We start from the raw sequence: 25,492 nt of genomic DNA, 5'->3' as shown, positions 1-25,492 counted from the left end.
TTTTTATTAAAAGTTAAAAAACTAGGGTATGGCTACAAGCTGAACCGTTTCCCGGGTAATTTGCTTAAGAAGCACTTTTTTGTCTTTCTCCAGCCCGGCCACTGCTTTCTCATCAAAATGCCGGATGGTATAAAGCGAGACACCCGTGTTATAATTCACCCTAAAAGTGGCCTTTAAATGGCTTAACAACTTTTCTAAGTTATTAAATTTATTGTCAATACAAACCGAAAAGCTGATGGCAGAATTCTGAATAAGGTCAACTTTGATTTGATATTTATGGAAAAGGCTGAAGATCTCACTGATGTTTTTTTCCAGGATAAATGAAAAATCGAGAGAAGATAAAGAGATAAGCACCTGATTCTTTTTGACGATAAAACAGGGTATCTTCGGAAGGATTGGCTGGCCTTTCTTTACTGCGGTTCCGGGATTTACGGGATTCAGAAACGACTTCACGTAGAGCGGAATTTCCTTACGCTGCAATGGCTGAAGTGTTTTTGGATGGATCACCGAAGCCCCGTAAAATGCCAGTTCAATAGCTTCTTCATAAGAGATGTGTTCCAGCAGCTGCGCATTCTCAAACACCCGCGGATCGGCATTGAGCACCCCCGGCACATCTTTCCAGATGGTCACACTTTCGGCATTAAGGCAGTAGGCGAAAATTCCGGCTGTGTAATCACTGCCTTCGCGCCCCAGCGTAGTTGAGAAATTGTTGGCGTCTGCCCCAATAAAACCCTGCGTGATAGAAAGGTTTTCCCGGCGCACCAGCGAAGTGATTTGTGCCTGGGTTTCTTCCCACTGCACCTGTGCATCGCGGTAAGTATTGTCTGTACGTATACAGTTCCTGGCATCGAGCAGGTCGTTCTTAATTCCGCAGGAAGAAAGGTATGAGCTCACAATGGTAGTAGAAAGCAGCTCCCCGTAGATCACCACCTGGTCATACACAAAATCGTAGTTGGTAGAGCGGTTGTGACGGAGAAAATTCTCGAGCGCCTCAAATAATTGTCGTACTGCAACAAAAGCAGGATGTTCCCTGTTCTCAAACAGTCCCAGCATAATTGCCCGGTGGAATTCCTTTACAGGCTGAAGCACATCATTAAAATCCCCTTTTTGAAGGTAATCATTTACAACCACTTCAAGCGCATTGGTCATCTTTCCCATGGCCGAAATTACCACGAGTTTTTCTGCGGTTCCTTCGGCTTCTAATACCTGCAGCACATTTTTTACTCCGCCGGCATCCTTTACAGATGCACCTCCAAATTTGAAAACTTTCATGCGTTGGTCTCTACATATTTAGTAATTCCGTTCTCATCCATCTGCACGGTATACCAGTCCTTCAATATATTGGCGCCGCTGCGGGCGTAAAAATCTATCGCATGCTGGTTCCAGTCCAGCACCACCCATTCAACCCGCTTTAGGCCCTGGGCTTTTGCATACTCGATCACCTTTTTGTACAAGGCATTTCCCAGGCCTGTACCGCGTTTTTCTTCACGAACCACAAGGTCTTCGAGATGCAGGGTACGGCCTTTCCAGGTAGAGAAACGGTAGTACACCAAAGCCATTCCTTCAATTGTGCCATCTACTTCGGCTACAAAAATATGGAAGAGTGGATGCTCACCAAAACCTTCGGTTTCAAGAGTTTCTACTGTGGTGATTACCGCATCGGGTTCTTTTTCAAAGGCTGCAAGTTCCTTGATCAACTCCAGCACGGCGGGCATATCTTCTTTTCTTGCGTCTCGAATAATGGTGTTCATAGTTGCAGTTTGATTGCAAAAGTAGAGATTTGATTTTAAGATTAAATTACGAAAACGTTGTAGTGACTTAAAATTATTTACTTTAGTTTTGTTTGATAAAGCACATTTTCTACTTCAATGGTCAAGAAAAATCAGACGTTAGGCGAATTCATAATTGAAAATCAGGCAGAATTTCCCTTTTCTTCGGGAGAACTTTCAAGATTGATTAACTCTATCAGGCTAGCCGCAAAAGTGGTGAATCACGAGGTGAATAAAGCCGGACTGGTAGATATTACCGGGGCAGCAGGGGAGACTAACGTGCAGGGGGAAGATCAGCAAAAACTGGATGTTTATGCCAACGAGAAATTCATCCAAACCCTTACTAACAGGGAGATCGTCTGCGGCATTGCTTCCGAAGAATCGGAAGATTTCATCACCATTTCAGGCCAGAACAACGATCATAAGAACAAATATGTGGTGTTGATGGATCCGTTAGATGGCAGTTCGAATATTGATGTGAATGTTTCGGTAGGAACAATATTTTCCATTTACCGGCGCATTAGCCCAATTGGGACGCCCGTGCAGATGGAAGATTTCTTACAGCCGGGCAATAAACAGGTGGCTGCGGGTTATATCGTTTATGGAACTTCTACCATGCTTGTGTATACCACAGGCCACGGCGTGAATGGCTTTACCCTCAACCCGGCCCTTGGCTCGTGGTATCTTTCTCATCCCGATATGAAATTTCCCGAAAAAGGCAGTATCTATTCGGTGAATGAGGGGAATTACGTACATTTTCCAAAAGGAGTGAAGAACTACATCAAATATTGCCAGGAAGAAAAGGAGGACAGGCCTTACACGTCCAGGTATATAGGTTCGCTGGTGTCTGATTTTCATCGCAATATGATCAAAGGCGGAATTTACTTTTATCCCACTACTTCCCATGCGCCTCAGGGAAAACTGAGGTTGCTGTACGAGTGCAACCCTATGGCTTTTATCGCTGAACAGGCCGGTGGTAAAGCCAGCAACGGCTTTAGCCGGGTTATGGATGTTGAACCTACAGAGTTACACCAAAGGGTTCCTTTCTTCTGCGGAAACAAAGAAATGGTTGAAAAAGTGGAAGAATTCATGGCCAAAAACCCCGAATAACAGCAGCCTCAAAAATGCCATTTTTAAGAGGGATTTTCCAGAACCAAAAGTCTTGCCTTTAAATTATTTCTCCCTGTTAAGCAGGTAGCGGTAGTCGTCAAAGCTCATCCCGCTAAAGATCTCCATAGAGCGTTTAATGATGTCTTGAGCCGCTTTTTGGGAGAAACCAATACCTATGGCATATTTTTTCAGAAGGCCCACTTCCTGCTCTTCAATATCATGGTCAGAATATATGATTTTAAATAGGTCATAAAGTCGCTCCAGCCGCCCTTCAACTGAGTTGTTGGGGTGAATGGGAAAAGCGTTTGGGTTTTGCAGCACCTTCATGTATTCCTCTTCCGCAATATCCAGTTTCGTCGCAAAACGCTTTAACTGCGCCTCTTCTTTGGCATTAATTGGCCCATCGGCGGCAGCAAGGTTGACAATAGCGGCAAAATGCCCAAGATTCCTGAGGTGTTCCCCGCTTCCAAAAAGATCTGAAAATGACATAGCACAAATATTTTTACTCAAATATAGCAATTTACTCTTATTCTTATCATTAGGGGGGTTCCCCCGCCTAAAAGGGCGGGGGCCGCGCCTGCCTGCCGGCAGGCAGGCTTTCCGCTCATAGTCCCTCGCCTTTGCAGGCTTCGGGAGCTATCAGCTGTAATCGCTAACCCTTCAAAAATGGCATTTTCAGTTCTAATTTTTTCCTAATGCCACAGCTGCCCTGCAAAAAAAATCCTAACTTGAATTCATGCCGCTTAAAAATCAGAAAAAACCGCTGCTTTGTTTTGATAAAAAAGGGATCTACTGCGAACCTGCAGGGGTATATCTCGATCCGTGGAAGCCGGTAGACAAGGCGATCATCACCCACGGCCACGCCGATCATTCCCGGTGGGGGAATAAGCAGTATATCACCCACCATACCAATGTTCCCATTATAAAACACCGGCTTGGAGAAATAGAGGTTTCCGGAAAGGAATACGGGGAGACATTCGTCATTAACAACGTGAAATTTTCGCTTTTTCCGGCCGGTCATATTATTGGCTCGTCGCAAGTGAGGGTAGAGCAAAAGGGGGAAGTTTGGGTATTTAGCGGCGATTATAAAACCGAAGATGATGGTCTCGCAGTGCCTTATGAACCTGTGAAGTGTGACGCTTTTATCACCGAATGCACTTTTGGACTTCCGGCTTTTAAATGGTTGCCGCAGGAGCAGGTGATGAACGACATCAACAGCTGGTGGCAGCAAAATCAGTCGGAAGGTAAGACTTCAGTTCTCTTCGGATATTCCCTCGGAAAAGCCCAGCGATTGCTGAAGTTTTTGGATCCGTCTATAGGAAGGATCTTCACCCATGGCGCCATTGAAAATATGACTGAAGTAGTGCGACCCTTCGCCCATCTTCCTGAAACCATCAGGATCACGAGGGAGACAAAAAAGGAAGAGCTAAGAGGCGGAATGGTGCTGGCACCGCCCAGCACTCACGGTAGTACGTGGATAAGGAAGATGGTACCCTTTGAAACCGGAATGGCCAGTGGCTGGATGGCCTTTAGGGGTGCACGCCGTCGCCGGGCCGTCGACCGCGGATTCGTACTTTCTGACCATTGCGACTGGCAGGGATTGTTGGCTTCAATTAAAGCTACAGGTTGCGAGCGGGTGATCTGCACCCACGGCTACTCCGAGATCTTTAGCCGATTTTTAAATGAACAGGGCTACGACGCCCGCACCGCCGAAACCCAGTATGAAGGTGAGTTGGCAGAGATGAATTCAAAATCAGAAGAAAATGATGAAAATTAAAGCAGACCTCACAGGTTTCCAAAACCTGTGAGGTCTGGTAATCAGTAATCATTGGTCAGTGATCAGAAATTAGATGAAATAAAAATAACTTAAGAACACGAAAATTCCCTCCCCTGCTAGGGGAGGGCCAGGGAGGGGTTATGGAAGAATTCGCAGCACTTATTAGGGAACTTGACAGCACCAACAAAACCACGGTGAAGGTGGCGGCCTTAACGCGCTATTTTCAGCGGGTGCCGAATAAAGATAAGGTGTGGGCAATCGCTATTCTCTCGCACCGCCGTCCGCCGCGACCAGTCAATACCACTTTGCTGCGGACATTTGCTGCCGAACTGGCCAATATTCCGCTGTGGTTGTTTGAAGAGTCTTACCACATCGTGGGAGATTTAGCTGAAACTATAGCGTTGGTAATTCCCCCGGCAGAAGAATCCAGCGAGAAAAGCTTAACCCAATACCTTCAGGAAATAATTGACCTCAAAGCAGCCACTGAATCCGATAAGAAAGAATACCTGCACGAGAACTGGGCCGCTCTCAATTATTACGAGCGTTTCGTTTTTACGAAGCTCATTACCGGAAGTTTCAGGATTGGCGTGAGTCAGAAGCTCATGACCCGTGCCCTCTCAAAAGCTACAGAAATAGATGAAGATGTGCTGGCATATAAGCTGATGGGTGATTGGGATCCTCAAAAAATCACCTTTCAAAAGCTCATTTTAGAGGAGAATGAAGAAGATTTTCTTTCCAAACCGTACCCGTTCTACCTGGCATACGCTATTGAAGGAGCTCCCGAAGATCTTGGTGATCCTTCCAATTGGTCTGCAGAGCATAAATGGGACGGAATAAGGTCGCAGGTAGTGATTCGCAACAGAGAGATCTTTGTGTGGAGTCGGGGAGAAGAACTGGTAACCGATAAATACCCTGAGTTTTCTGCATTTTTGGAAGTCATCCCTGATGGAACAGTAATAGATGGGGAGATCCTTCCATTTCCTGAAGGAGATATCGGCACATTTAATGACCTACAAACCCGCATCGGCCGGAAAACTGTTTCAAAGGCGCTGCTGAAAAAGACCCCGGTGATCCTGAAAGCATATGATCTTTTAGAGTGGGAGGGGAAAGACATCCGGAATTTGCCATTTTTGGAACGCAGGCAGATCCTCGAGAAACTTTATTCCACAGTGAAAACTGAAGCACTGCCTTTTCATCTTTCCGAAACCATTTCCTTTAAAAAATGGGAAGAAGCAACCGCCGAACGGGAGCGGGCCAGGGAGGTAAAAAGTGAAGGCCTTATGCTCAAACGTTGGGATTCGCCCTACCTCGTCGGAAGGAAAAAAGGTGACTGGTGGAAGTGGAAAGTAGCACCTTTAACCGTTGATGCCGTACTCACCTATGCCATGCGCGGTCACGGCCGCCGTTCGAATCTCTTTACCGATTACACTTTCGCCTTGTGGCAGGATGACGAACTGGTGACTTTTGCCAAAGCCTACTCCGGACTCACAGATGCTGAATTCCGTCAGGTGGATGCCTGGATAAAGAAGAACACGCTCGAACGTTTTGGTCCCGTTCGCTCGGTTACACCTCAGCTCGTTTTTGAAATAGCTTTCGAAGGAATCGCAGAATCCAGCCGTCACAAAAGCGGGGTAGCAACAAGATTCCCGAGAATATTAAGATGGAGACAGGACAAAAAAATAGAAGAAGCAAATACTATTGAGGAATTAAAGCAGTTGATCCCGAAATGACCACCCCGTCCTGCGGACACCCCTCCTTAAAAAAAGGAGGGGAGCTTTTCCGGAACAGCTTTGCTGTTCCCTAGGGGGAAAATGGGTTTATGAAATTTAGAATTGAAGAAAAAATAAATATAGTAGCACAAATAGCTCCTTCCCTTAAAAAGGGAAGGTGGATCCGCCGCAGGCGGAGACGGAAGGGTCCCACGGCTGCTTCTCGCTTAAACCAGTCAAAAATGAAAAAGAGAATCCACAATAAAAAATCCCTGGAGCCCTACCGCAAGAAGCTCCGCCACCACGGGACTACCGCCGAGGCATATCTGTGGACACATTTGCAACAAAAGAAGCTGGAGGGAAGAAAATTCCGGAGGCAACACAGCATCTTAAACTTTATAGTAGATTTCTACTGCGCCGAAGAAAGACTGGTTATCGAGCTGGATGGGCTGTATCATATGAACTCAACAAATGAAGAAAAAGATACTATAAGAACAAAAAAACTCGAGGAGGTAGGCATGAGGGTGATCAGGTTTGAGAACAGGAGCGTATTTGATAATTTGGAGTGGGTGTTAGAGGAGATAAAGAGAAATTTCAGGAGCGACGGACCACCCCGTCTCCGCTCCCGCGGATCCACCCCTCCTTAAAAAGGAGGGGAATTTTATAGGAACAGCAAAGCTGTTCCCCAGGAGAAAGTGGGTTTGTAAAATTTATAATTGAAGAAAAAACTAAGAAGGTAACACAATCAAAAACTCCTTCCCTTGCCAAGGGAAGGTGGCATTCCGAAGGAATGACGGAAGGGTCCAACCAGAGCACAAATCATGAACAAAACACAACTCATAAAACTCGCCAACGACTGGTTCAAATCCCAGTCCTGGAAATCTTTTGCTTTTCAAAAGGATTCCTGGAAAGCCTTTTTGGATGGTAAGCACGGACTCCTTAACGCTCCCACCGGAAGTGGGAAAACCTATGCGCTGTGGATTCCCATAGTGCTAGATTATATCAGACAAAATCCCGATTATAAAACAAAGCACAAACCCGGACTCAAAGCTATATGGATCACGCCGTTGCGGGCGCTTTCAGTAGAGATCGAGCAGGCGGCAAATCGATTTGCGCAGGATATTGGCAGCGGACTAACAGTTGGGATCCGCACCGGAGATACTTCCCAGAAACTACGTGCTGCCCAGAAGAAGCAAATGCCCGACCTTCTTATCACTACACCTGAGAGTCTGCAGCTGTTACTTTCTTCAAAACGCTATGAAAAGACCTTTAAAGATCTAAATGCAATAGTCATTGACGAATGGCATGAGCTGCTGGGAACCAAGCGCGGAGTGCAGATAGAACTCGCCCTTTCCCGCCTAAAAACTGTGGCTCCAAAAATGAAGATCTGGGGAATCTCTGCTACTATTGGAAACCTTCAGGAGGCAAGGGAGGTGTTGCTGGGACCTGAATCGGAAGCTTTTGAGAATTCTGTGTTGATCCGGGCCGATATTCAGAAGAAGATCAGTGTAAAATCAATCATTCCGGAGAAGATGGAAACCTTTCCATGGCGGGGGCATTTAGGGTTACACCTTATTGATGAGGTAGTGCCCATCATCCGGAAATCAAGGACAACCTTGCTTTTCACCAACACCCGATCCCAGTGCGAGATCTGGTTTCAGCGGATTTTGCAGAAATATCCTGAATTCGCAGGAGAACTCGCAATGCACCACGGAAGCATCAACAAAGAAACCCGGCTGTGGGTGGAGCAGGCAATTAGAGATGAACAGTTGAAAGCGGTGGTGGCGACCTCCAGCCTGGATCTGGGGGTAGATTTCTCGCCGGTGGAGACCATCATCCAGATTGGCGGACCAAAAGGTGTCGCCAGATTTCTGCAAAGGGCGGGGAGAAGCGGACACCAGCCGGGAAAGGAGAGCGTGATCTATTTTTTGCCGACACATGCCATGGAGCTCATTGAAGCTTCAGCCTTACAAAAAGCGGTAAAACATACTGTGGTGGAAGACAGAATTCCCTACCTCAATTCCTTTGATGTGCTCGTTCAATATCTAACTACCCTCGCAGTTTCCGACGGATTCTTTCCGAAGAAAATCTGGCCGGAAGTCAAATCAACCTTTTGCTACCAGGCGCTTTCCGAAGAACAATGGGAGTGGCTGCTGAATTTTATCACGCAGGGGAGTCAGACGCTGCAGGCTTATGACGAGTACAAAAAGGTGGAGATCGAGGAGGACGGATTATTTAAAGTAAATAATCGGGCTATTGCCATGCGACACCGACTGCAAATAGGAACTATTGTAAGTGATGCTGTGCTGGCGGTGAAATATTTGGGCGGAGGCTACATTGGGACTATTGAAGAGTGGTTCATTTCCAAACTAAATCCCGGAGATGTCTTCACTTTCGCCGGAAAGAACCTGGAGCTGTACCAGATCAAGAATATGCAGGTGATCGTAAAGAAATCGAAAGTCAAGAATTCCCGTTTCCCCAGCTGGGCAGGAGGGAGGATGAGCTTTTCAGCCCAGATGAGTGAACTCCTGCGGGAGGAGATGTTCGTAGCTTCAGAACTCGATGTCAGTTCGAGCACCTCGACTGCGCTCGGCACAGGCTCCGTCGAGGGGTCTCTTGACGAACGTAATAGTGGTTCTTTAGAACTTAACGCCCTCAGCAACATCTTTAAGAGGCAAAACAGGGAGTCTATTATCCCCAAAAAAGATGAATTCCTTATCGAAACTTTTAAAACCCGCGAGGGATACCACGCGATTTTTTACCCTTTTGAAGGCCGCTTTGTGCATGAAGCTATGGCGAGTTTGCTGGCTTACAGGATTAGTCTGCTGTCGCCCATCACTTTTTCCCTGGCCTTTAATGACTACGGATTTGAGCTGCTTTCCGATCAGGAGATCGATATGCAGCAGGTATTCGATAATGATCTTTTTTCTCCGGAACATCTCATGGACGACCTCCAAACCAGTTTAAACGCCACCGAGATGGCCCGGAGGAAATTTCGGGATATTGCAGTCATCGCCGGAATGGTGTTTTCGGGCTTTCCGAATAAGATGATCAAGACAAAACATCTTCAGTCGAATTCGCAGCTGCTTTTCAGTGTTTTCAGGGATTACGAGCCGGACAATTTATTGTTTCAGCAGGCGTTTAGGGAAACTTTCGAGCATCAGTTGGAAGAGGGCAGGTTGAGAATGGCTATGGAGCGCATTTCGGAACAAAAATTGGTTTGGAAACAATGCGAAAAACCCACACCTTTCGCCTTCCCGATCATCACCGACAGGATGCGGGAGAAATTATCTTCAGAAAAACTGGAGGATAGAATTAAAAAAATGATGGCGCAATGGGGCGACCTGTAGCTTCAAAAATGACAAAAACGCTTAGTCTTTATAATCAGAATTTTACTTTACATCCTTCCGGCGCCATGTTCTGGGAGGAGGAAGACCTGTTGGTGATAAGTGATGTGCACCTGGGGAAGGTGTCGCATTTCCGGAAGTTTGGGAGTGCAGTACCGCAAACTGCAATTGCGGGGAACTTTCAGAAAATGGATGAGGTCATTACTTTTTTTGAACCCTCAAAAATAGCATTTTTGGGAGATCTTTTCCACAGCTCCCTAAATAAGGAATGGCTGTTTTTTGAGCACTGGCTCGAACAAATTTCTGCTGAAGTTATTCTGGTGGAAGGAAACCACGATATCATTTCACCACTTAAGTATGAGGCGCTGGGAGTTTTTGTCACCTCTGAAATTGTGCTGAAAAACTTCCTCTTCACCCATCATCCCGAAGAAAGACACGGGTTCTTTAACTTTTCGGGGCACATTCACCCCGGAGTTAAAATTAATGGTCACGGCAGGCAGCAGCTTAAACTGTCCTGCTTCTTTAAATCGAAAGATCAATTGATCCTGCCCGCCTTCGGCGAATTCACCGGGAAGCACATCCTTATTCCGCAGGGAGATGATGAGGTGTATGTGGTGACAAAGGAGGAAGTGATTTGTTTGAATGATTAAAAAAGAGCCAAGAACCTAGAGTCTAGATCACCAAGACTTTTTTCAGATTTTAAAGAAGCTTATTTGTATCTTGTAATAAAAATTTCTGATTATGTTAAAGAAGGAAAAGGTCAAAGCCGAAATTGAAAACCTTCCAGAGGAATTTTCCATTGATGAGCTGGTTGATAGATTGATCCTGGTGGAAAAAGTTGAAAAGGGAATTCTCCAGTCGGAGCAGGGTGAGGTGATTCCAGATGCCGAGTTGGAAAAGGAGATGGAAAAATGGTTCAAATAAATTGGACTGTTCAGGCAAGGGAGGATCTGCAGAGTATTGTAAAGTATATCGCAAGAGATTCGCTGAAATATGCAAGACTTCAAATAATTAGAATCAGACTCAGAACAAAAATTTTAACTTCGCATATCTATTCTGGGAAAATTGTTGAGGAAATCAACAGAGAAGATATCCGTGAGTTAATTGAAGGAAATTACCGGATTATTTATCGAATAGTAGATCAGGAACGTGTGGATATTTTAACAGTTCACCACTCCGCGCGAGATTTAGGAAAACGGAAGTTGTAAAGTTTTTCAAAGAAAAAATTATGAAGAGTTCTGCTTAGATCTGCGAAATCAGCGGGAAATGTTACTGAGCTAAGGACTAATAGGCAATTGCCAATAGCTTAAACTCATAACTCTGAACTTCCTAACTCACAACTGTATTTTAACTTCTGTTTAAACTTCACCTTCTTTAGCCTTTGCGCATTAAGCTTTATCTTTGCAAAAAATAAATTTTTTGAGTAAAAATTCTATTGCCCAAAGCTTTGCACAGTCGACTCAACAGCTTGAACTGGGGAAAGCGCTTGCCCTGCCGCGAACTCAGGTGCAGTTAAAGGGCCTCGTAGGCTCTGCACTTTCCTTTGTTATTGCCAATGCTTTTGAAGAAGCTGAAAAGCCTTTTCTGCTGATCTTCAATGACAAGGAAGAAGCTGCCTATTACCTGAATGATCTCGAGCAGCTGCTGGGTGACAAAAATGTGCTTTTTTACCCCGGGAGTTACCGCAGGCCTTACCAGCTGGAAGAAACCGATAATGCCAACGTGCTGCTTCGGGCAGAAGTGCTTAACAGGATCAACTCCCGCAAAAAACCTGCGCTAATAATTAGCTATCCAGATGCCCTTTTTGAGAAGGTAGTGACCAGGAAAGAGCTGGAAAAGAACACACTCAAGATCAAGGTTGGCGACGAACTGTCTATCGACTTTGTGAACGAAGTGATGTTCGAGTACAAGTTCAAAAGAGTGGATTTTGTTACTGAACCTGGTGAGTTTTCGGTGCGTGGGGGGATCCTCGACGTGTTTTCTTTCAGTAATGACGAGCCTTACAGGATAGAATTCTTTGGCGATGAGGTAGAGAGCATCAGGACTTTTGATGTGGAGACGCAGTTGTCTACAGATCAGGTGAAGAAGATCACGGTGATCCCGAATGTGGAGCACAAAAGGCTTCAGGAGGTGCGGGAGAGTTTTCTGAAGTATATTTCAGATCAAACGGTAATCTTCAGCCAGGAACCGGAATTATTGTTTTCCCAGATAGATAAGCTTTTCAGCAAAGCCGAAGAAGCTTTTAAAAATCTTTCCGAAGAAATTAAACACAATGAGCCGGAAGAATTGTTCTGTAATTCGGCACTTTTGAAGGAGCAGATGCAGGAATATTCGCTGGTAGTGACCAATTCCCATCAACCAGAGGATATTGCTAAAACAATTACCTTCAACACCAAACCCCAGCCATCGTTCAACAAGAATTTTGAACTGCTTATTCAGAATTTTAGGGAGAACAGCGAAGACGGTTTTTCCAATTATATTTTTTGCGTAAGTGAGCAGCAGGCCAAGCGGTTTCATGACATTTTTGATGATGTTGACCAGGAGGTGAAATATAAAACTGTGGTACTTTCTATGTACCAGGGTTTTGTTGCTGAAGGTCAAAAAATGGTGTGCTACACAGATCACCAGATCTTTGAACGTTACCACAAATTCCACCTGAAAAATGGGTACGCCAAGAAACAGGCGATAACTTTAAAGGAGCTTACCAACCTGGAAGTCGGCGATTATGTGACGCATATTGACCACGGAATTGGGAAATTCGGCGGACTCCAAAAAATCGACGTGGAAGGTAAGAAGCAGGAGGCGATCAAGCTGATCTATGGCGAACGCGATGTGCTGTACCTAAGTATTCACTCGTTGCACAAAATCTCAAAATACAACGGCAAGGACGGGAAGCCGCCCAAAATCTATAAACTGGGCAGCAACGCCTGGAAAAACCTGAAGCAAAAGACCAAAGCGAGAGTTAAGAATATTGCTTTTAACCTTATTGAGCTGTATGCCAAGCGCAGGTTACAGAAAGGTTTCGCCTACGGACCTGATTCTTACCTGCAACATGAGCTGGAAGCATCCTTCCTCTACGAAGATACACCCGACCAGAGTACAGCCACAGCCGATGTTAAGGCCGACATGGAGAACGAACGGCCTATGGATCGCCTGGTGTGCGGGGATGTTGGCTTCGGAAAAACTGAAGTTGCGATAAGAGCCGCCTTCAAGGCAGTTGATAACGGGAAACAGGTGGCAGTGCTGGTGCCTACTACCATTCTGGCTTTTCAACACTACAAGACTTTTACAGAACGCCTGAAGGATTTTCCTGTCACCGTAGATTACCTGAACCGCTTTAGAACAGCCAAAGAGAGAAGAACTACTCTCGAAGAACTGGAGAACGGGAAGGTTGATATCGTAATTGGTACCCATCAACTGGTGAATAAGGCAGTGAAGTTTAAAGATCTCGGGCTGCTTATTGTAGATGAAGAACAGAAGTTTGGAGTGGCTGTAAAAGATAAGCTGAAGACCATCAAAGAAAATGTTGACACGCTCACTCTTACGGCAACGCCAATTCCGCGTACGTTACAGTTCAGTTTAATGGCTGCGAGAGATCTTTCTACAATTACCACTCCGCCGCCAAACAGGTATCCTATTGAGTCCCACGTGATAAGGTTTTCTGAAGAGAACATTCGCGATGCGGTTTCCTACGAGATTCAGCGGGGCGGGCAGGTGTTCTTTATTCACAATCGTTTAGAGAACATCAAGGAAGTCGCAGGGATGATCCAAAGGCTGGTGCCCGATGCGAAGATCGGGATCGGTCATGGACAAATGGAAGGAAAGAAGCTGGAGCAGCTTATGCTGAAGTTCATGAATGGCGAATTTGATGTGCTCGTTTCCACGACCATTGTAGAAAGCGGGCTGGATGTACCCAACGCCAACACCATCTTTATCAACAACGCCAATAACTTCGGACTCTCCGATCTTCACCAAATGCGCGGAAGGGTAGGCCGAAGCAATAAAAAAGCCTTCTGCTATTTCATTACACCGCCGTATTCTGCCATGACCGATGATGCGAGGAAGCGAATTACCGCTTTAGAGCAATTCAGCGAGCTGGGTAGCGGATTCAACATTGCGATGAAGGATTTGGAGATCCGTGGTGCAGGTGACCTTTTAGGAGGGGAACAAAGTGGATTCATTAATGAAATTGGTTTTGATACCTACCAGAAGATCCTGAACGAAGCCATAGAGGAACTGAAGGAAAATGAATTTAGGGATCTTTACCAGGAGCAGGAGAAAGAGGATAAGGAATACGTGAAAGACACGCAGATCGATACCGATTTTGAATTGCTGTTCCCCGATGATTATATCAACAACATTTCTGAAAGGCTTAATCTTTACACCCAGCTCAACAACCTCAAGACGGAAGAAGAGCTTCAGAAATTTGAAGCCGAGCTGGTAGACCGGTTTGGGGAACTGCCAACTCAGGCCGAAGATCTCCTGAACAGCGTCCGTATCAAATGGATTGCCTCAAAAATAGGAGTCGAGAAAATAATAATGAAGCAGGGCAAGCTGATAGGCTACTTCATTGCTGACCAGCAGTCGCGTTTCTACCAGAGCAAAGCTTTTACAAGAGTGCTTCAATACGTACAAACGCATCCGCAGAGCTGCACCATGAAAGAAAAGAAAACCCGCAGTGGATTGAGGTTGTTGCTGACATTTGAGAAGGTGACAACTGTCGATAGAGCATTGAAAGTGCTACAGCCGCTGGATGTGAAGGCTACCGCGGAAGCCTCCTAATCCCCCAGGAAAAGTAAGGAGAAAAAAGTACCTCTCAAAAATGTCATTTTTGAGAGGTATTCTCTGCTTTGGGTCTGTATTATTCTATCTCGGTCAATGGATAAACTTGAATATAAATTGGAGGTTCATAATTATAATCCACCAGATATATTATGAATTTTTGAAGATGAGAAGCAAGTCTGTAATCTTGTAGCTTATTTACTTTTTTTTCCTCCTGGAAAAATTCGGAATCTGTAATATACTGGTGAAAACTTCCAATTTTTTCCGGGGCTGCAATGTCACTTCTTCTTTCCATTATTTTAAACAGAAATGTTTCTGAAGATCTTTCATCATTTAAAGCATCTTTAATATAAAGCAAGTTCTCATCGTATTTTCCTTTTTGAAAGTAACTTTCATTTAAATGAAAAAATAAAGAATCCTTTATTTTTTCAGAGGATTTTAAATTCTGAAGAGAAGGCTCATTTTGGTGTTCCTTACAATTTATATCTGTGGTTTCAGATTGTGAAACAATTCTTTCGGATTTCGATTCCCGGCCCAAAGTGGACTTAAAAAATGCCTTTTTTGGCAGGTAATATATACTACCGGGAGCCTCCTGAATTTCGAAAAGTAGCTTTACTTTCTCTTTTTTACCACTATAGCCACTTCTAATTGTTCCTTCAAACTTATTTTCAGCAGTCCTTTTAATTTTAATAGATACAGTATTGTTTTGGTCAACGCAATCAATCTTGTCGCTATTTTCAAATACTGCACAATGATGACCGGTGAATCCAGCTCCTTCTGCTTTTAAAATGATTTCCATCCGGGGCCCGTCATTTTCAGCTTGCCAGGACCAGCTTCCCGAAATATCCTGAGCTATTCCGCTAAAAGGGATTAAGAGAATAAGAAGGAGTAGGTATTTCATTGGGAAAAGATAACAGAAAAAATATTACCTCTCAAAAATGCCATTTTTGAGGTAATATGGAGCAGACCTCACAGGTTTTCAAAACCTGTGAGGTCTTATAAAAAACTACTCTTTATAAGCTTCGGCATAAGGAGACCAGATCTCATAGATAGGGTCGCCTTTAGAGCTCTTACCGCTGTGATGCCATTCCCCGTCTTTCACTTTGTAATCAAAATCCAGGCTGGCACCAACGCGGCTGTCATCTCTCGAGAAAAATTCAATATTCTCTGTGTACTTACCGTCTTCAGCTGTGTACGTACCGCCTCCTGTGCCGGAGAAATCTCCCGTTTCGGAATTAAATGCCACCCATTGAAAGCGGTCGCCGCCAAGGATCTTTATGGTTCTCCTGGCGCCGGGCGTACTGCGGCTAAGTTCCCCGTCGCGTTGCCGGCCTGTGATCACCCAGTTTCCGGAGAGGTCGTTGGTGTCGTCTGATATTCTTCTCCAGGTGTAGGTAGTGCCATCTTCGGCCGTAAGGTTGAGCAGGTTCTTTTGAATTTCAACCGGTTCATACTGTCGGGTTTCTCCTAAAGCTGAAAGATCTTCGGTATTGAAATCGTAGGTTTCGGTATAGAGGTCGTCTAAGGTATATTCCCCGCCAGAGGCGCTAATGAATTTATTTGTACCGGCTTCTTTGGTGCCCTGTGCAAAATAATTGTCCATATAGATCCTTACCGTCTCCAGGTCATTAACAGGCTGATGATCTACTTCTACAAGAAGCCATGAACCCTCCAGGTTTTGGGCAGTTGCCATACTGAAAAATATCAGCAAGGGCAGAAATGGTAATTTTTTCATGTTCAGAGAATTAGCTCCTCTAAAATACTGAATTTTTCAGAAATTATTCCTCTTCGTCTGTATAGGTATCGTATTCGGGATAAAGGAAATTGTTGTAAGGAAAACGGGTGATATGAATCTCTCTTACTGCCTCATAAACCTTTTTCCTGAACTCTTCCATGTTCTCTTTGTTGAGGGCCGAAATGAACAGCACATTATCGCCAAGACGGTTCATCCAGGTGTTTTCCCATTCTGCCAAAGTGTAGTGGGAGCTTGTTTTTTCGGTCATCAGGTCATCTTCCTCGATCTTTTCGGCTTCATAAGCATCAATCTTATTGAAGACCATTAAAGTCGGTTTTTCACCGCTTTTAATTTCGGCCATAATCTGGTTAACCGAAGCAATATGATCCTCGAACTGCGGATGGGAAATATCTACCACATGCAGCAAAAGATCGGCTTCACGCACCTCATCAAGCGTAGATTTGAACGATTCTACCAACTGTGTCGGTAATTTTCTAATGAACCCAACAGTATCTGTAAGCAAAAAAGGCAGATTGCGAATTACCACTTTTCGAACCGTAGTGTCGAGGGTGGCAAAAAGCTTGTTTTCAGCAAAGACCTTACTCTTGCTAATCACATTCATCAATGTAGATTTTCCAACGTTGGTGTAACCTACCAAAGCCACTCTCACCAGTTGGCCGCGGTTTCCACGCTGCACTTCCATTTGTTTGTCAATGGTCTCCAGCTTTTTCTTGAGAAGGGCGATCTTGTCACGTACAATTCGGCGGTCAGTTTCAATCTCGGTTTCCCCGGGACCTCTCATTCCAATACCCCCACGCTGGCGTTCCAGGTGAGTCCACATCCCGGCAAGTCTTGGAAGAAGATATTGGTACTGCGCAAGCTCTACCTGTGTGCGGGCGTAGCTTGTTGTGGCTCTCTGGGCAAAAATGTCAAGTATAAGGTTCGTTCTGTCCAGCACCTTACAGTTAAGTATCTTTTCGATATTCTTTTGCTGTGCAGGTGAGAGTTCGTCGTCAAAAATGGCAGTTCCTATCTCATTTTCAGAAACATAAAGACGCACTTCTTCCATCTTTCCCGTACCTATAAAGGTTTTTGGGTTGGGCATGTCCATTTTCTGCGTAAAACGCTTTTTAACCTCACCTCCCGCGGTGTAAGTCAGGAATGCAAGTTCGTCAAGGTATTCTTCGAGTTTTTCTTCGTTCTGCTCGCGGGTGACGATCCCAATGAGCACAACTTTTTCGTATTCTAAATCGTTTTTTTCTAACATACAAGCTGAGCTATGGAAACAAAGTTACACAAATGATTTTTACAAGCCGAAGCCGCGAACTGCGAGAGCTCTTAAACATTAGCTAAATTTAAGCTGAAAAATTTCTTCTGAAAATGCCTTTTTTAGAAGGTATAGGTGAATCCTGCTCCAAAGACTTCCCTTATCTGAAAGGCTCCTACAATATTATCATCGTAAATGGCCTGAAAGATCAAATTGGCCGAAAGATATTTGTTGATCCCCATGTCGAGGTTGAGCAGGTAATCGATATCAATATTTTCTGGCTGGTCGAGATAATTGGAGTACAGGCTAAGGTTATGCTCCATGGTAACATTGGTCATCACCTCATATTTGAAGTAGGAACTTACCGAAGCCCCCAGTTCAAAGCGGCTGCTGTTGTTGGTATCCACCCCGTAATAGGAACCGTCAACATATCCAGGCGCCGATGTAAAATCTGGATCCACAAAGATGAACCTCGCTGTGGCAGGTGCCAGGTTAAACCAGAAATCTTCACTTTTTTTCCACATCATACCCGGCCCAAACTGCAGGTAGGCGGGAGAAATAAAATGCGTGGTTTCACGACGAACGGGCTGCCCGGTTTCCTGATCCTGGGAATACACATAACCTTTGCTAAACTGCGTTCTAAAATTGGTGAAAAAGGAGTAATACCAGTTGGAGTTTTCCATTTGTTTCCCCAAAATACTGTTGATCTCGAGGCGGTCGCTGGTTTTACGGGTAAATTCGTCATCCTTCAGTTTTGTGAGACCGTAATTGGCAAGGAATTTATTGTCCCATGTCAAATTCCCTTTTCTATAATTCAGGCTGTAATCAAGCACCAGGTTTCCGGCCATACTTGAAGTTCCGCCGCCGGTCCATTCCGCATTAAAAGCCGACTGGTTAAAGAGCAGTTGGAATTTTCCTTCGGAAGACCAACCATCAGGCGGAGTGTCATTTTCGTCGCTATTTTCGTCCTGGGCGTTTGCCGTAAATCCGAATAAAATAAAAGTATAAAGTAAAAATTTCTTCATGTACTACTTTTTAAACAGCGGTACAGATGAACAGGCTTCGCCATACATGATGCTCTTTGCTACCGGCTGAAGTTTATTAATAAGTTGCAGATATGCATTTTGAGGGACAGGGCGGCGCGAGCAGCCTTTTATAATTACCGGCAGCCCCTCATATTTAGAAACATCAAGGTTTTGCAGGATTTCGGTATAAAGTACTGTTTCGAGCATTGACAGGTCTCCCGTAACCACTTTTTTGGCATATGGAGTGAGGTAGGTGCTGAGCAGCATATAAGCCCAGCCCGGAATAATGGCATCACTGGAACAGGTAAGGGCAACGTACTTATTGCTGTACTGCGACCAGTCGTGTGCTTTTGCAGTAGCCCTAAAATCTTTTTCCCTAAGCACAAAACCTTCCAGAAGCCAGTCTTTTATGTCGAAGATTACCCGCTCGCCTGCAGGATAAAGTTCCTCCAGGTCAACAGTTACAAGTTTGCTGTTTGCTACGCGGTTTATAATTTCTTCAGCCATAAAAATTTAAAAGATAGTTTTGTTTATTAAAGCATTCCCAGTTCAAGCTTTGCTTCCTCGCTCATGAGGTCCTGGTTCCATGGCGGGTCAAAAGTGATCTCTACTTCACAGTCTTTTACCTCGTCCATAGATTTCACCTTCTCTTCTACTTCCATAGGAAGAGATTCGGCTACAGGGCAGTTGGGAGTGGTAAGGGTCATAAGGATCTTGATCTCGTTGTCTTCATTGACCATTACGTCATAGATCAACCCCAGTTCATATATATCTACCGGAATTTCGGGATCGTAAATGGTTTTCAAAACCCTTACGATCTTTTCTCCTAAAACTTCGGAATTCTGTGCGTGTTCCATCTTAATTTAATTGGGTTTGATATGCTACTGCATACATTTTTAACTGCTTTATCATGCTCACAAGACCGTTGGCCCGGGTAGGGGACAAATGTTCTTTTAAGCCAATCTCATCGATAAAAGCAGTATCAGCTTCTATAATATCTTTGGGATGCTGGTTAGAATAGGCGCGAATAAGAATGGCGATGATGCCTTTGGTAATAATGGCATCACTATCGGCTGTAAAAACCAGCCTGTCTCCTTCCAGTTCGGCATGAACCCATACTTTACTCTGGCAGCCCTTAATAAGGTTGTCTTCTGTCTTGTACTTTTCTTCTATGAGCGGCAGAGACTTTCCAAGCTCGATCATGTGTTCGTAGCGTTGCATCCAGTCATCAAACATCTCGAATTCATCTACAATCTCGTCCTGTATTTCTTTTATGTTGCTCACTACTGTTCTATTTTAATTAAAGTCATTAAAGGTACATCATTGTTGGAATAAATAACAAATTCATTGCCAGTATGATCCAGTTTTGAGACCTTCTCGAAGGAAGACAGAATTTGTCTTTCTACCTCCATTTTTCCCTTGCAGTACTTCCTTGTATTCATAGGGGTTGAAAATTCCAGATTGCTCCCCTGCTGATTGTAATGTGCTGAAAAATCATTACAACCCGTATTTCCCGAAAGTTTACTTGCCATAGGATTGAAGTTGAAAACAATATCGCGGGGCAGATATTCGTGTCCCTGAATTGCGATCACCCGGTAATTGCCATCCAGAATTTCTTCTGTAACAGTGTCTATGGTATTAGCACATGAAAGGGAAATTACAGAAAGTATTAAAAGCAGTATTTTCCTCATTTACCTTAATTTAAGACAGCATTAGTTTTGCTTTTTTTACTGCTTCAACAAATGTATCTATTTCTTCTTTAGTGTTATAAAAAGAGAATGAAGCTCTTACTGTACCAGGTATTTTGAAGAAATCCATTACCGGTTGAGCGCAATGATGCCCTGTTCTTACGGCAATTCCCAATTTGTCTATAATGGTGCCAATGTCGTAAGGGTGAATTTCTCCAATGTTAAAAGAGATGACCGCTGTTTTGTCTGAAGAAGTTCCGTAAATCTTCAAATCATCTATTTCCAGCAGCTTTTGGGTGGCATATTCCAGTAGTTCATGTTCATAGGCAGCAATCTTTTCAAAACCTATATTGTTCATATAGTCAAGAGCCGCTCCAAAGGCTATACCGCCGCAAATATCGGGCGTTCCGGCTTCAAATTTGTGTGGCAAATCGGCATAGGTGGTTTTTTCAAAGGTCACCGTGGCAATCATTTCGCCTCCTCCCTGGTAAGGTGGAAGTTTTTTAAGCCATTCCTCTTTTCCGTAGAGCATACCTACTCCCGTGGGGCCGCACATTTTATGAGCAGAAACTGCGTAAAAATCCACATCCAGCTTTTGTACATCTGCTTTAATGTGAGGTGCCGCCTGTGCGCCATCTAAAAGAACTGCTGCACCTACAGCATGAGCCTTTTGGATGATCTCTTCAACCGGGTTCACAGTTCCCAAAGCATTAGAAACATGATTGACAAATACCAGCTTCGTTTTTTCAGAAAGCAGTTTTTCGTACTCATCCATTTTAAGCATCCCTTCATTATTCATAGGGATTACCTTCAGCTTTGCACCGGTTTTCTCACATAACATTTGCCAGGGTACAATATTGCTGTGATGTTCTAAAGCTGAAACGATGACTTCATCGTCTTTCTTCAGAAGGGAAGCAAAACCACTTGCCACAAGGTTTATAGCGTGGGTAGTACCCGAAGTAAGAATTATTTCGTGTGCCTTAGCTGCATTAAAATGCTCCTGAATTTTTATCCGTGCCTGCTCATAAGCATCAGTAGCTTCCTGAGACAGGGTGTGAACTCCGCGGTGAATGTTCGCATTGTATCGCGTGTAATAGTCAACAATAGCATCAATTACCTGCTGCGGGGTTTGGGAAGTTGCCGCATTGTCAAAATAAACCAGCGGTTTTCCATTCACCTCCCGGGAGAGGATGAGAAAATCTTTTCTTATGGTTTCCACATCAAAGTGGGTTTTGGTAGAGGCAACTTTCATGAGTAAGTTTTTTGTTTTGGGTTACAGGCTGTAGCCCACATTCACCCCAAGTTTAAGGGCAATGATATTGGTGATCCTGGCTTTAAGCTCCGGAATTTTTACACTTTCAAGTACATTATTGGCAAAGGCGTACATTAAAAGTGCTCTTGCTTCTTTTAGCGGAATTCCGCGTGAGCGCAGGTAAAATAAAGCTTCATCGTCTAACTGACCAATAGTACAGCCGTGGCTACATTTTACGTCATCGGCAAAGATCTCCAGCTGTGGCTTTGAGTTAATTGTCGCTTTATCGTCCAGTAATATGTTATTATTAGACTGAAAAGCATTCGTTTTCTGAGCCTCTTTGTTAACCACGATCTTTCCGTTGAATACTCCTGTAGAAGACCCGGCAAATACGCCTTTGTAATCCTGGTGGCTCTCACAGTTTGGTTCTGTGTGATGCACTAAGGTATTATGGTCTACGTGTTGCTTGCCGCCAATTACAGTAATCCCTTTTAAAGTAGAGTCTATGCGCTCTCCTTTTTGGTAGTAATTAAGGTTGTTTCGGGTAAGGTTTCCACCAAAAGAAAAAGTATGTACAGAACATTGGCTTTCCCTGTGCTGTTCAATAAAAGTATTGTCAATTAAAGAAGCATTGTGATTGTCGTTCTGAATTTTGTAATAGTCAACAATCGCTCTTTTATCGGCAAAGATCTCGGTAACCGAGTTGGTTAATACAGGTTGATCTGTAAGGCTTTGATGCCTTTCAATAATTTGCACATGCGAATTCTCCCCAACAACAATAAGGTTTCTTGGCTGCACCAGCAATGCCGATTCATTTCCGGTAGAGAAATTTAGCACCTGTATGGGCTTATCGGCCATGGTATTCTTCGGAATATTGATAAAAGCACCTTCTTTCGAAAAAGCAGTGTTTAAAGAGGTAAGGCTTTCTTTTGGGGCCACCGTATTGAAGTAGTTATCAATAATTGGCTTGTATTTGGAATTGTTCAATGCCGAAGACATCAAACAGGCATCGATCTTTTCGTGTGTTGTAGCCGAAAGGTGTGAAGAATAGATCCCATCGATGAACACGATCTTATAAGTGTCAATGTCATCTATGAAATACTGCTCAACATCGCGGTAATCAATGGTGTCATGTTTTTTTGGAAATACGGTGTAATCGTGCTTCAAAACCTTGTTCAGGGAAGTGTATTTCCAGGCTTCCTGTTTTTTTGTGGGGAAGCCCATCTCTTCAAAATCCTTAATGGCCCGGCTTCTTATGTCGTGAATATCACTATTCATGTTCACGTTCTCTTCAAAAGCCAGAAATGAGGATAATAATTTATCTTTTAGCTCCATTGTTCTTTTTTCTTACTCCCCAAAAAGGGGAAAATTAAAGGGCCTTCTGGCGCCTTACGCTCCTACTTCTTCCTTGATCCAGTCGTATCCTTTTTCTTCCAGCTCGTAAGCGAGTTCTTTTCCTCCAGATTTTACGATCTTTCCGTCGAGCATCACGTGTACATAATCAGGGATGATATAATCGAGCAACCTCTGGTAGTGAGTGATCACAAGTGTAGCATTATCTGGTCTTCTCAGCTTGTTAACACCGTTAGCCACTATACGCAGGGCATCAATATCCAATCCTGAATCTGTTTCGTCTAGAATAGCCAGTTTTGGTTCCAGCATAGCCATCTGGAAAATTTCGTTCCGCTTCTTTTCTCCTCCCGAAAAGCCTTCGTTAAGGGAACGGGAAAGGAATTTACGGTCTATTTCAAGCAGTTCAGACTTATCGCGGATCATCTTCAGCATTTCATTAGCCGGCATGTCTTTAAGACCTTTCGCCTGCCTGTTGGCATTGATCACTGTTCGCATAAAGTTGGTCACGGTAACCCCGGGAATTTCTACCGGATACTGGAAAGATAGAAATACGCCTTTATGCGCCCTTTCTTCAGCATCAAACTCTGTGAGCTCTTCTCCTTCAAAATTGATCTCTCCGCGGGTTACTTCATACTCTTCTTTTCCGGCAATTACCGAAGAAAGCGTACTTTTTCCTGAACCGTTGGGCCCCATAATAGCATGGATCTCTCCTGCATTTATAGTGAGGTCTATGCCTTTTAATATTTTAAGGCCTTCTACTTTGGCGTGTAAATTTTTTATTTTAAGCATAATTTCAATATTTCCTGAATCCTCAGGGTTTTTCGATGTCTTTTTTAATTCTTGGCGCAGCTGAAGTATCGGTCTCTTTAGTCGAGATTTCAAGGATCTCTTTTATCTCTACCAGTTCTTCCCAACCTTCGCGTCGTGGATTTTTAATGATGCGGGCTTTAACTGTAACCGGCACCATGTCAAAATCATCTTGTTTGAAGTTCGCAACACTGTCGGCCAGTTCGCGACTCAATGAATCTATTTGTACTCCATAAATGAAGTCTTTACCCTTAAGCACTGCAGCATCTGCAAGAAAGATAAATTCTCCTTTTATGGTGGGTATGCTGTCTTTTGCTACTGCAACCTGTGGCTCAACCTCTGTGGGTTCAGAATCTTCCCCGCAGCTATTGAGCATGAACAACCCTGCCAGTAATGCAAAATATATTTTTTTCATAGCTATTATCCTACAGATCCTTCCAGGGAGATCTCCAGTAACTTTTGAGCTTCAACCGCAAATTCCATAGGGAGTTTGTTTAGTACTTCTTTGCTAAACCCGTTTACAATAAGGGCAATCGCTTTTTCGGTATCAATTCCTCTCTGGTTACAGTAAAAAATCTGGTCTTCCCCAATTTTACTGGTGGTAGCTTCGTGTTCAACTTTTGCTGTCTTGTTCTTCGCTTCAATATATGGGAAGGTATGGGCTCCACATTTATTCCCCATTAGTAAAGAGTCACACTGAGAGAAATTTCGGGCATTTTCAGCCTTACTGTTTATTTGCACGAGTCCGCGGTAGCTGTTCTGGCTTCTTCCGGCCGAGATCCCTTTAGAAATAATTGTACTCCTGGTATTCTTTCCAATATGGATCATTTTAGTTCCAGTATCGGCCTGCTGAAAATCATTAGTAACCGCGATAGAGTAGAATTCTCCTACCGAATTATCTCCCTTCAGTATACAACTTGGGTATTTCCAGGTCACAGCCGAACCGGTTTCTACCTGCGTCCAGCTTATCTTGGCGTTCTTTTCACAAATTCCGCGTTTGGTCACGAAGTTATAAACTCCACCTTTTCCTTCTTTATCCCCTGGATACCAGTTCTGCACGGTTGAGTACTTGATTTCGGCATCATCTAAAGCGATAAGCTCCACAACTGCACCGTGCAATTGATTCTCATCCCTTGATGGCGCAGTACAACCTTCCAGGTAACTCACATAACTACCTTCATCGGCAACCACAAGAGTTCTTTCAAACTGCCCTGTTCCGGCCTGGTTTATTCTGAAGTAAGTAGACAATTCCATAGGGCACCGCACTCCTTTTGGAATATAACAGAAAGAACCATCACTAAATACTGCGGAATTCAATGCAGCATAGAAATTGTCTTTTTGAGGCACTACAGTACCAAGGTATTTTTTTACTAATTCGGGATGCTCCTGAATGGCTTCACTTATAGAACAAAATATGATCCCTTTTTCGGCCAATGTTTTTTTGAAGGTCGTGGTTACAGAAACAGAATCCATTACCACATCTACTGCTACCCCTGCAAGCTTTTTCTGCTCATCAAGAGAAATTCCAAGCCTTTTAAAGGTATCCAGCAATTCGGGGTCAACTTCATCAAGACTGTCGTATTTCGGCTTTTTTGAAGGCGCAGAATAATAAGAAATGTCCTGAAAGTTGGGTTTTTTATAATGCACATTAGCCCATTCTGGCTCGATCATTTCCTGCCAGGCCCTAAAAGCTTCAAGGCGCCAGTTGGTCATCCATTCCGGCTCATTTTTTTTGAGGGAGATTGCCCGTACAATGTCTTCATTGAGTCCCACAGGAAAAGTTTCAGATTCAATGTCGGTGTAGAATCCGTACTTATACTCTTTATTGTCGAGCTCCTTTTTTAAATCATCTTCTGTATATGCCATCTTTC

General features: G+C 43.9%; 25 protein-coding genes. 9 read left to right on the top strand and 16 right to left on the bottom strand.

Annotated features, from left to right (window positions below; all coding sequences use genetic code 11):
- Positions 1–21: 21 nt before the first annotated feature.
- A complete protein-coding gene (locus tag V5739_RS06485; RefSeq protein WP_423820109.1) occupies positions 22–1,272 on the bottom strand; it encodes an aspartate kinase in 1,251 nt (416 codons plus the stop codon).
- On the bottom strand, positions 1,269–1,751 hold the full coding sequence (locus V5739_RS06480) for an N-acetyltransferase family protein (RefSeq protein WP_423820108.1): 483 nt from the start codon (positions 1,749–1,751) through the stop codon (positions 1,269–1,271). The genes V5739_RS06485 and V5739_RS06480 overlap by 4 nt, the downstream gene beginning before the upstream one ends.
- Before the next feature lie 117 nt (positions 1,752–1,868).
- On the opposite strand from V5739_RS06480, the gene fbp reads away from it, so the two are divergent.
- Positions 1,869–2,879: a class 1 fructose-bisphosphatase gene (gene fbp, locus V5739_RS06475; protein ID WP_423820107.1), complete on the top strand. Its 1,011-nt coding sequence runs from the start codon at positions 1,869–1,871 to the stop codon at positions 2,877–2,879.
- Positions 2,880–2,942: 63 nt separating this feature from the next.
- On the opposite strand, the gene V5739_RS06470 is transcribed toward fbp, so the two are convergent.
- On the bottom strand, positions 2,943–3,368 hold the full coding sequence (locus V5739_RS06470; protein ID WP_423820106.1) for a TerB family tellurite resistance protein: 426 nt from the start codon (positions 3,366–3,368) through the stop codon (positions 2,943–2,945).
- 247 nt (positions 3,369–3,615) lie between these two features.
- On the opposite strand from V5739_RS06470, the gene V5739_RS06465 reads away from it, so the two are divergent.
- The 8 genes from V5739_RS06465 (at position 3,616) to mfd (ending at position 14,494) form a co-directional block, all read left to right on the top strand.
- Positions 3,616–4,656: a ligase-associated DNA damage response exonuclease gene (locus tag V5739_RS06465; RefSeq protein WP_423820105.1), complete on the top strand. Its 1,041-nt coding sequence runs from the start codon at positions 3,616–3,618 to the stop codon at positions 4,654–4,656.
- 140 nt (positions 4,657–4,796) lie between these two features.
- Positions 4,797–6,386 (top strand): ATP-dependent DNA ligase, encoded by a 1,590-nt coding sequence (locus tag V5739_RS06460; protein ID WP_423820104.1) that lies wholly within the window; start codon positions 4,797–4,799, stop codon positions 6,384–6,386.
- Between the two features lie 89 nt (positions 6,387–6,475).
- A complete protein-coding gene (locus tag V5739_RS06455) occupies positions 6,476–7,012 on the top strand; it encodes an endonuclease domain-containing protein (protein WP_423820103.1) in 537 nt (178 codons plus the stop codon).
- Between the two features lie 174 nt (positions 7,013–7,186).
- Entirely contained in the window at positions 7,187–9,715 is a 2,529-nt protein-coding gene (locus V5739_RS06450; protein ID WP_423820102.1) for a ligase-associated DNA damage response DEXH box helicase, read from the top strand.
- Positions 9,700–10,362 (top strand): ligase-associated DNA damage response endonuclease PdeM, encoded by a 663-nt coding sequence (pdeM, locus tag V5739_RS06445; RefSeq protein ID WP_423820101.1) that lies wholly within the window; start codon positions 9,700–9,702, stop codon positions 10,360–10,362. The genes V5739_RS06450 and pdeM overlap by 16 nt, the downstream gene beginning before the upstream one ends.
- Positions 10,363–10,453: 91 nt before the next feature.
- Positions 10,454–10,636, top strand: a complete 183-nt coding sequence (locus V5739_RS06440) for a hypothetical protein (protein ID WP_423820100.1) — start codon at positions 10,454–10,456, stop codon at positions 10,634–10,636.
- On the top strand, positions 10,624–10,920 hold the full coding sequence (locus V5739_RS06435) for a type II toxin-antitoxin system RelE/ParE family toxin (RefSeq protein ID WP_423820099.1): 297 nt from the start codon (positions 10,624–10,626) through the stop codon (positions 10,918–10,920). The genes V5739_RS06440 and V5739_RS06435 overlap by 13 nt, the downstream gene beginning before the upstream one ends.
- 211 nt (positions 10,921–11,131) lie before the next feature.
- Positions 11,132–14,494 (top strand): transcription-repair coupling factor, encoded by a 3,363-nt coding sequence (mfd, locus tag V5739_RS06430; RefSeq protein WP_423820098.1) that lies wholly within the window; start codon positions 11,132–11,134, stop codon positions 14,492–14,494.
- A gap of 79 nt (positions 14,495–14,573) precedes the next feature.
- Here the strand turns inward: mfd and V5739_RS06425 are convergent, their stop codons facing one another.
- The 13 genes from V5739_RS06425 to sufB form a co-directional block, all read right to left on the bottom strand.
- Complete coding sequence (locus V5739_RS06425) at positions 14,574–15,293, bottom strand: hypothetical protein (protein WP_423820097.1); 720 nt, start codon at positions 15,291–15,293, stop codon at positions 14,574–14,576.
- A gap of 207 nt (positions 15,294–15,500) precedes the next feature.
- Positions 15,501–16,229, bottom strand: a complete 729-nt coding sequence (locus tag V5739_RS06420) for a hypothetical protein (RefSeq protein ID WP_423820096.1) — start codon at positions 16,227–16,229, stop codon at positions 15,501–15,503.
- 43 nt (positions 16,230–16,272) lie between these two features.
- Positions 16,273–17,496, bottom strand: a complete 1,224-nt coding sequence (hflX, locus tag V5739_RS06415) for a GTPase HflX (protein WP_423820095.1) — start codon at positions 17,494–17,496, stop codon at positions 16,273–16,275.
- Between the two features lie 122 nt (positions 17,497–17,618).
- A complete protein-coding gene (locus tag V5739_RS06410; protein WP_423820094.1) occupies positions 17,619–18,521 on the bottom strand; it encodes a DUF3078 domain-containing protein in 903 nt (300 codons plus the stop codon).
- Between the two features lie 3 nt (positions 18,522–18,524).
- Positions 18,525–19,028, bottom strand: a complete 504-nt coding sequence (locus V5739_RS06405; RefSeq protein ID WP_423820093.1) for a DUF2480 family protein — start codon at positions 19,026–19,028, stop codon at positions 18,525–18,527.
- Positions 19,029–19,054: 26 nt separating this feature from the next.
- The gene (locus V5739_RS06400; RefSeq protein WP_266070050.1) at positions 19,055–19,378 is read right to left on the bottom strand and encodes an SUF system Fe-S cluster assembly protein; all 324 of its coding nucleotides are present in this window, start codon (positions 19,376–19,378) and stop codon (positions 19,055–19,057) included.
- Between the two features lies 1 nt (position 19,379).
- A complete protein-coding gene (locus V5739_RS06395; RefSeq protein WP_266070096.1) occupies positions 19,380–19,757 on the bottom strand; it encodes a SufE family protein in 378 nt (125 codons plus the stop codon).
- Between the two features lie 47 nt (positions 19,758–19,804).
- The gene (locus V5739_RS06390) at positions 19,805–20,212 is read right to left on the bottom strand and encodes an META domain-containing protein (RefSeq protein WP_423820092.1); all 408 of its coding nucleotides are present in this window, start codon (positions 20,210–20,212) and stop codon (positions 19,805–19,807) included.
- Positions 20,213–20,222: 10 nt separating this feature from the next.
- A complete protein-coding gene (locus tag V5739_RS06385) occupies positions 20,223–21,461 on the bottom strand; it encodes an aminotransferase class V-fold PLP-dependent enzyme (protein WP_423820091.1) in 1,239 nt (412 codons plus the stop codon).
- A 21-nt stretch (positions 21,462–21,482) separates the two neighbouring features.
- Positions 21,483–22,796: a Fe-S cluster assembly protein SufD gene (sufD, locus tag V5739_RS06380; protein WP_423820090.1), complete on the bottom strand. Its 1,314-nt coding sequence runs from the start codon at positions 22,794–22,796 to the stop codon at positions 21,483–21,485.
- Between the two features lie 54 nt (positions 22,797–22,850).
- Entirely contained in the window at positions 22,851–23,603 is a 753-nt protein-coding gene (gene sufC / locus V5739_RS06375; RefSeq protein WP_266070046.1) for a Fe-S cluster assembly ATPase SufC, read from the bottom strand.
- A 22-nt stretch (positions 23,604–23,625) separates the two neighbouring features.
- Positions 23,626–24,036 (bottom strand): hypothetical protein, encoded by a 411-nt coding sequence (locus tag V5739_RS06370; RefSeq protein ID WP_423820089.1) that lies wholly within the window; start codon positions 24,034–24,036, stop codon positions 23,626–23,628.
- Positions 24,037–24,041: 5 nt separating this feature from the next.
- Positions 24,042–25,487 carry a Fe-S cluster assembly protein SufB gene (sufB, locus tag V5739_RS06365; RefSeq protein WP_423820088.1) on the bottom strand — a complete coding sequence of 482 codons (1,446 nt, stop codon included), beginning with the start codon at positions 25,485–25,487 and terminating at the stop codon, positions 24,042–24,044.
- Positions 25,488–25,492: the final 5 nt, after the last annotated feature.

Source organism: Salinimicrobium sp. TIG7-5_MAKvit (assembly GCF_049569215.1).
In the GTDB taxonomy this organism is placed as follows: domain Bacteria; phylum Bacteroidota; class Bacteroidia; order Flavobacteriales; family Flavobacteriaceae; genus Salinimicrobium; species Salinimicrobium profundisediminis.
Note: the sequence above shows the minus strand (reverse complement) of the source record. Positions and strands in the feature narration are given on the sequence as shown.

What these genes read in the sequence shown, in the direction of transcription:
- V5739_RS06390 (WP_423820092.1), bottom strand. Translation starts at nt 20,212, where the DNA reads ATGAGGAAAATACTGCTTTTAATACTTTCTGTAATTTCCCTTTCATGT.
- V5739_RS06480 (WP_423820108.1), bottom strand. Translation starts at nt 1,751, where the DNA reads ATGAACACCATTATTCGAGACGCAAGAAAAGAAGATATGCCCGCCGTG.
- pdeM (WP_423820101.1), top strand. Translation starts at nt 9,700, where the DNA reads ATGGGGCGACCTGTAGCTTCAAAAATGACAAAAACGCTTAGTCTTTAT.
- V5739_RS06485 (WP_423820109.1), bottom strand. Translation starts at nt 1,272, where the DNA reads ATGAAAGTTTTCAAATTTGGAGGTGCATCTGTAAAGGATGCCGGCGGA.
- V5739_RS06440 (WP_423820100.1), top strand. Translation starts at nt 10,454, where the DNA reads ATGTTAAAGAAGGAAAAGGTCAAAGCCGAAATTGAAAACCTTCCAGAG.
- V5739_RS06470 (WP_423820106.1), bottom strand. Translation starts at nt 3,368, where the DNA reads ATGTCATTTTCAGATCTTTTTGGAAGCGGGGAACACCTCAGGAATCTT.
- V5739_RS06385 (WP_423820091.1), bottom strand. Translation starts at nt 21,461, where the DNA reads ATGAAAGTTGCCTCTACCAAAACCCACTTTGATGTGGAAACCATAAGA.
- V5739_RS06395 (WP_266070096.1), bottom strand. Translation starts at nt 19,757, where the DNA reads ATGTTTGATGACTGGATGCAACGCTACGAACACATGATCGAGCTTGGA.
- V5739_RS06410 (WP_423820094.1), bottom strand. Translation starts at nt 18,521, where the DNA reads ATGAAGAAATTTTTACTTTATACTTTTATTTTATTCGGATTTACGGCA.
- V5739_RS06450 (WP_423820102.1), top strand. Translation starts at nt 7,187, where the DNA reads ATGAACAAAACACAACTCATAAAACTCGCCAACGACTGGTTCAAATCC.
- fbp (WP_423820107.1), top strand. Translation starts at nt 1,869, where the DNA reads ATGGTCAAGAAAAATCAGACGTTAGGCGAATTCATAATTGAAAATCAG.
- V5739_RS06400 (WP_266070050.1), bottom strand. Translation starts at nt 19,378, where the DNA reads ATGGAACACGCACAGAATTCCGAAGTTTTAGGAGAAAAGATCGTAAGG.
- sufD (WP_423820090.1), bottom strand. Translation starts at nt 22,796, where the DNA reads ATGGAGCTAAAAGATAAATTATTATCCTCATTTCTGGCTTTTGAAGAG.
- V5739_RS06370 (WP_423820089.1), bottom strand. Translation starts at nt 24,036, where the DNA reads ATGAAAAAAATATATTTTGCATTACTGGCAGGGTTGTTCATGCTCAAT.
- hflX (WP_423820095.1), bottom strand. Translation starts at nt 17,496, where the DNA reads ATGTTAGAAAAAAACGATTTAGAATACGAAAAAGTTGTGCTCATTGGG.
- V5739_RS06420 (WP_423820096.1), bottom strand. Translation starts at nt 16,229, where the DNA reads ATGAAAAAATTACCATTTCTGCCCTTGCTGATATTTTTCAGTATGGCA.
- V5739_RS06460 (WP_423820104.1), top strand. Translation starts at nt 4,797, where the DNA reads ATGGAAGAATTCGCAGCACTTATTAGGGAACTTGACAGCACCAACAAA.
- V5739_RS06465 (WP_423820105.1), top strand. Translation starts at nt 3,616, where the DNA reads ATGCCGCTTAAAAATCAGAAAAAACCGCTGCTTTGTTTTGATAAAAAA.
- sufB (WP_423820088.1), bottom strand. Translation starts at nt 25,487, where the DNA reads ATGGCATATACAGAAGATGATTTAAAAAAGGAGCTCGACAATAAAGAG.
- V5739_RS06405 (WP_423820093.1), bottom strand. Translation starts at nt 19,028, where the DNA reads ATGGCTGAAGAAATTATAAACCGCGTAGCAAACAGCAAACTTGTAACT.
- V5739_RS06435 (WP_423820099.1), top strand. Translation starts at nt 10,624, where the DNA reads ATGGTTCAAATAAATTGGACTGTTCAGGCAAGGGAGGATCTGCAGAGT.
- V5739_RS06425 (WP_423820097.1), bottom strand. Translation starts at nt 15,293, where the DNA reads ATGGAAATCATTTTAAAAGCAGAAGGAGCTGGATTCACCGGTCATCAT.
- V5739_RS06455 (WP_423820103.1), top strand. Translation starts at nt 6,476, where the DNA reads ATGAAATTTAGAATTGAAGAAAAAATAAATATAGTAGCACAAATAGCT.
- sufC (WP_266070046.1), bottom strand. Translation starts at nt 23,603, where the DNA reads ATGCTTAAAATAAAAAATTTACACGCCAAAGTAGAAGGCCTTAAAATA.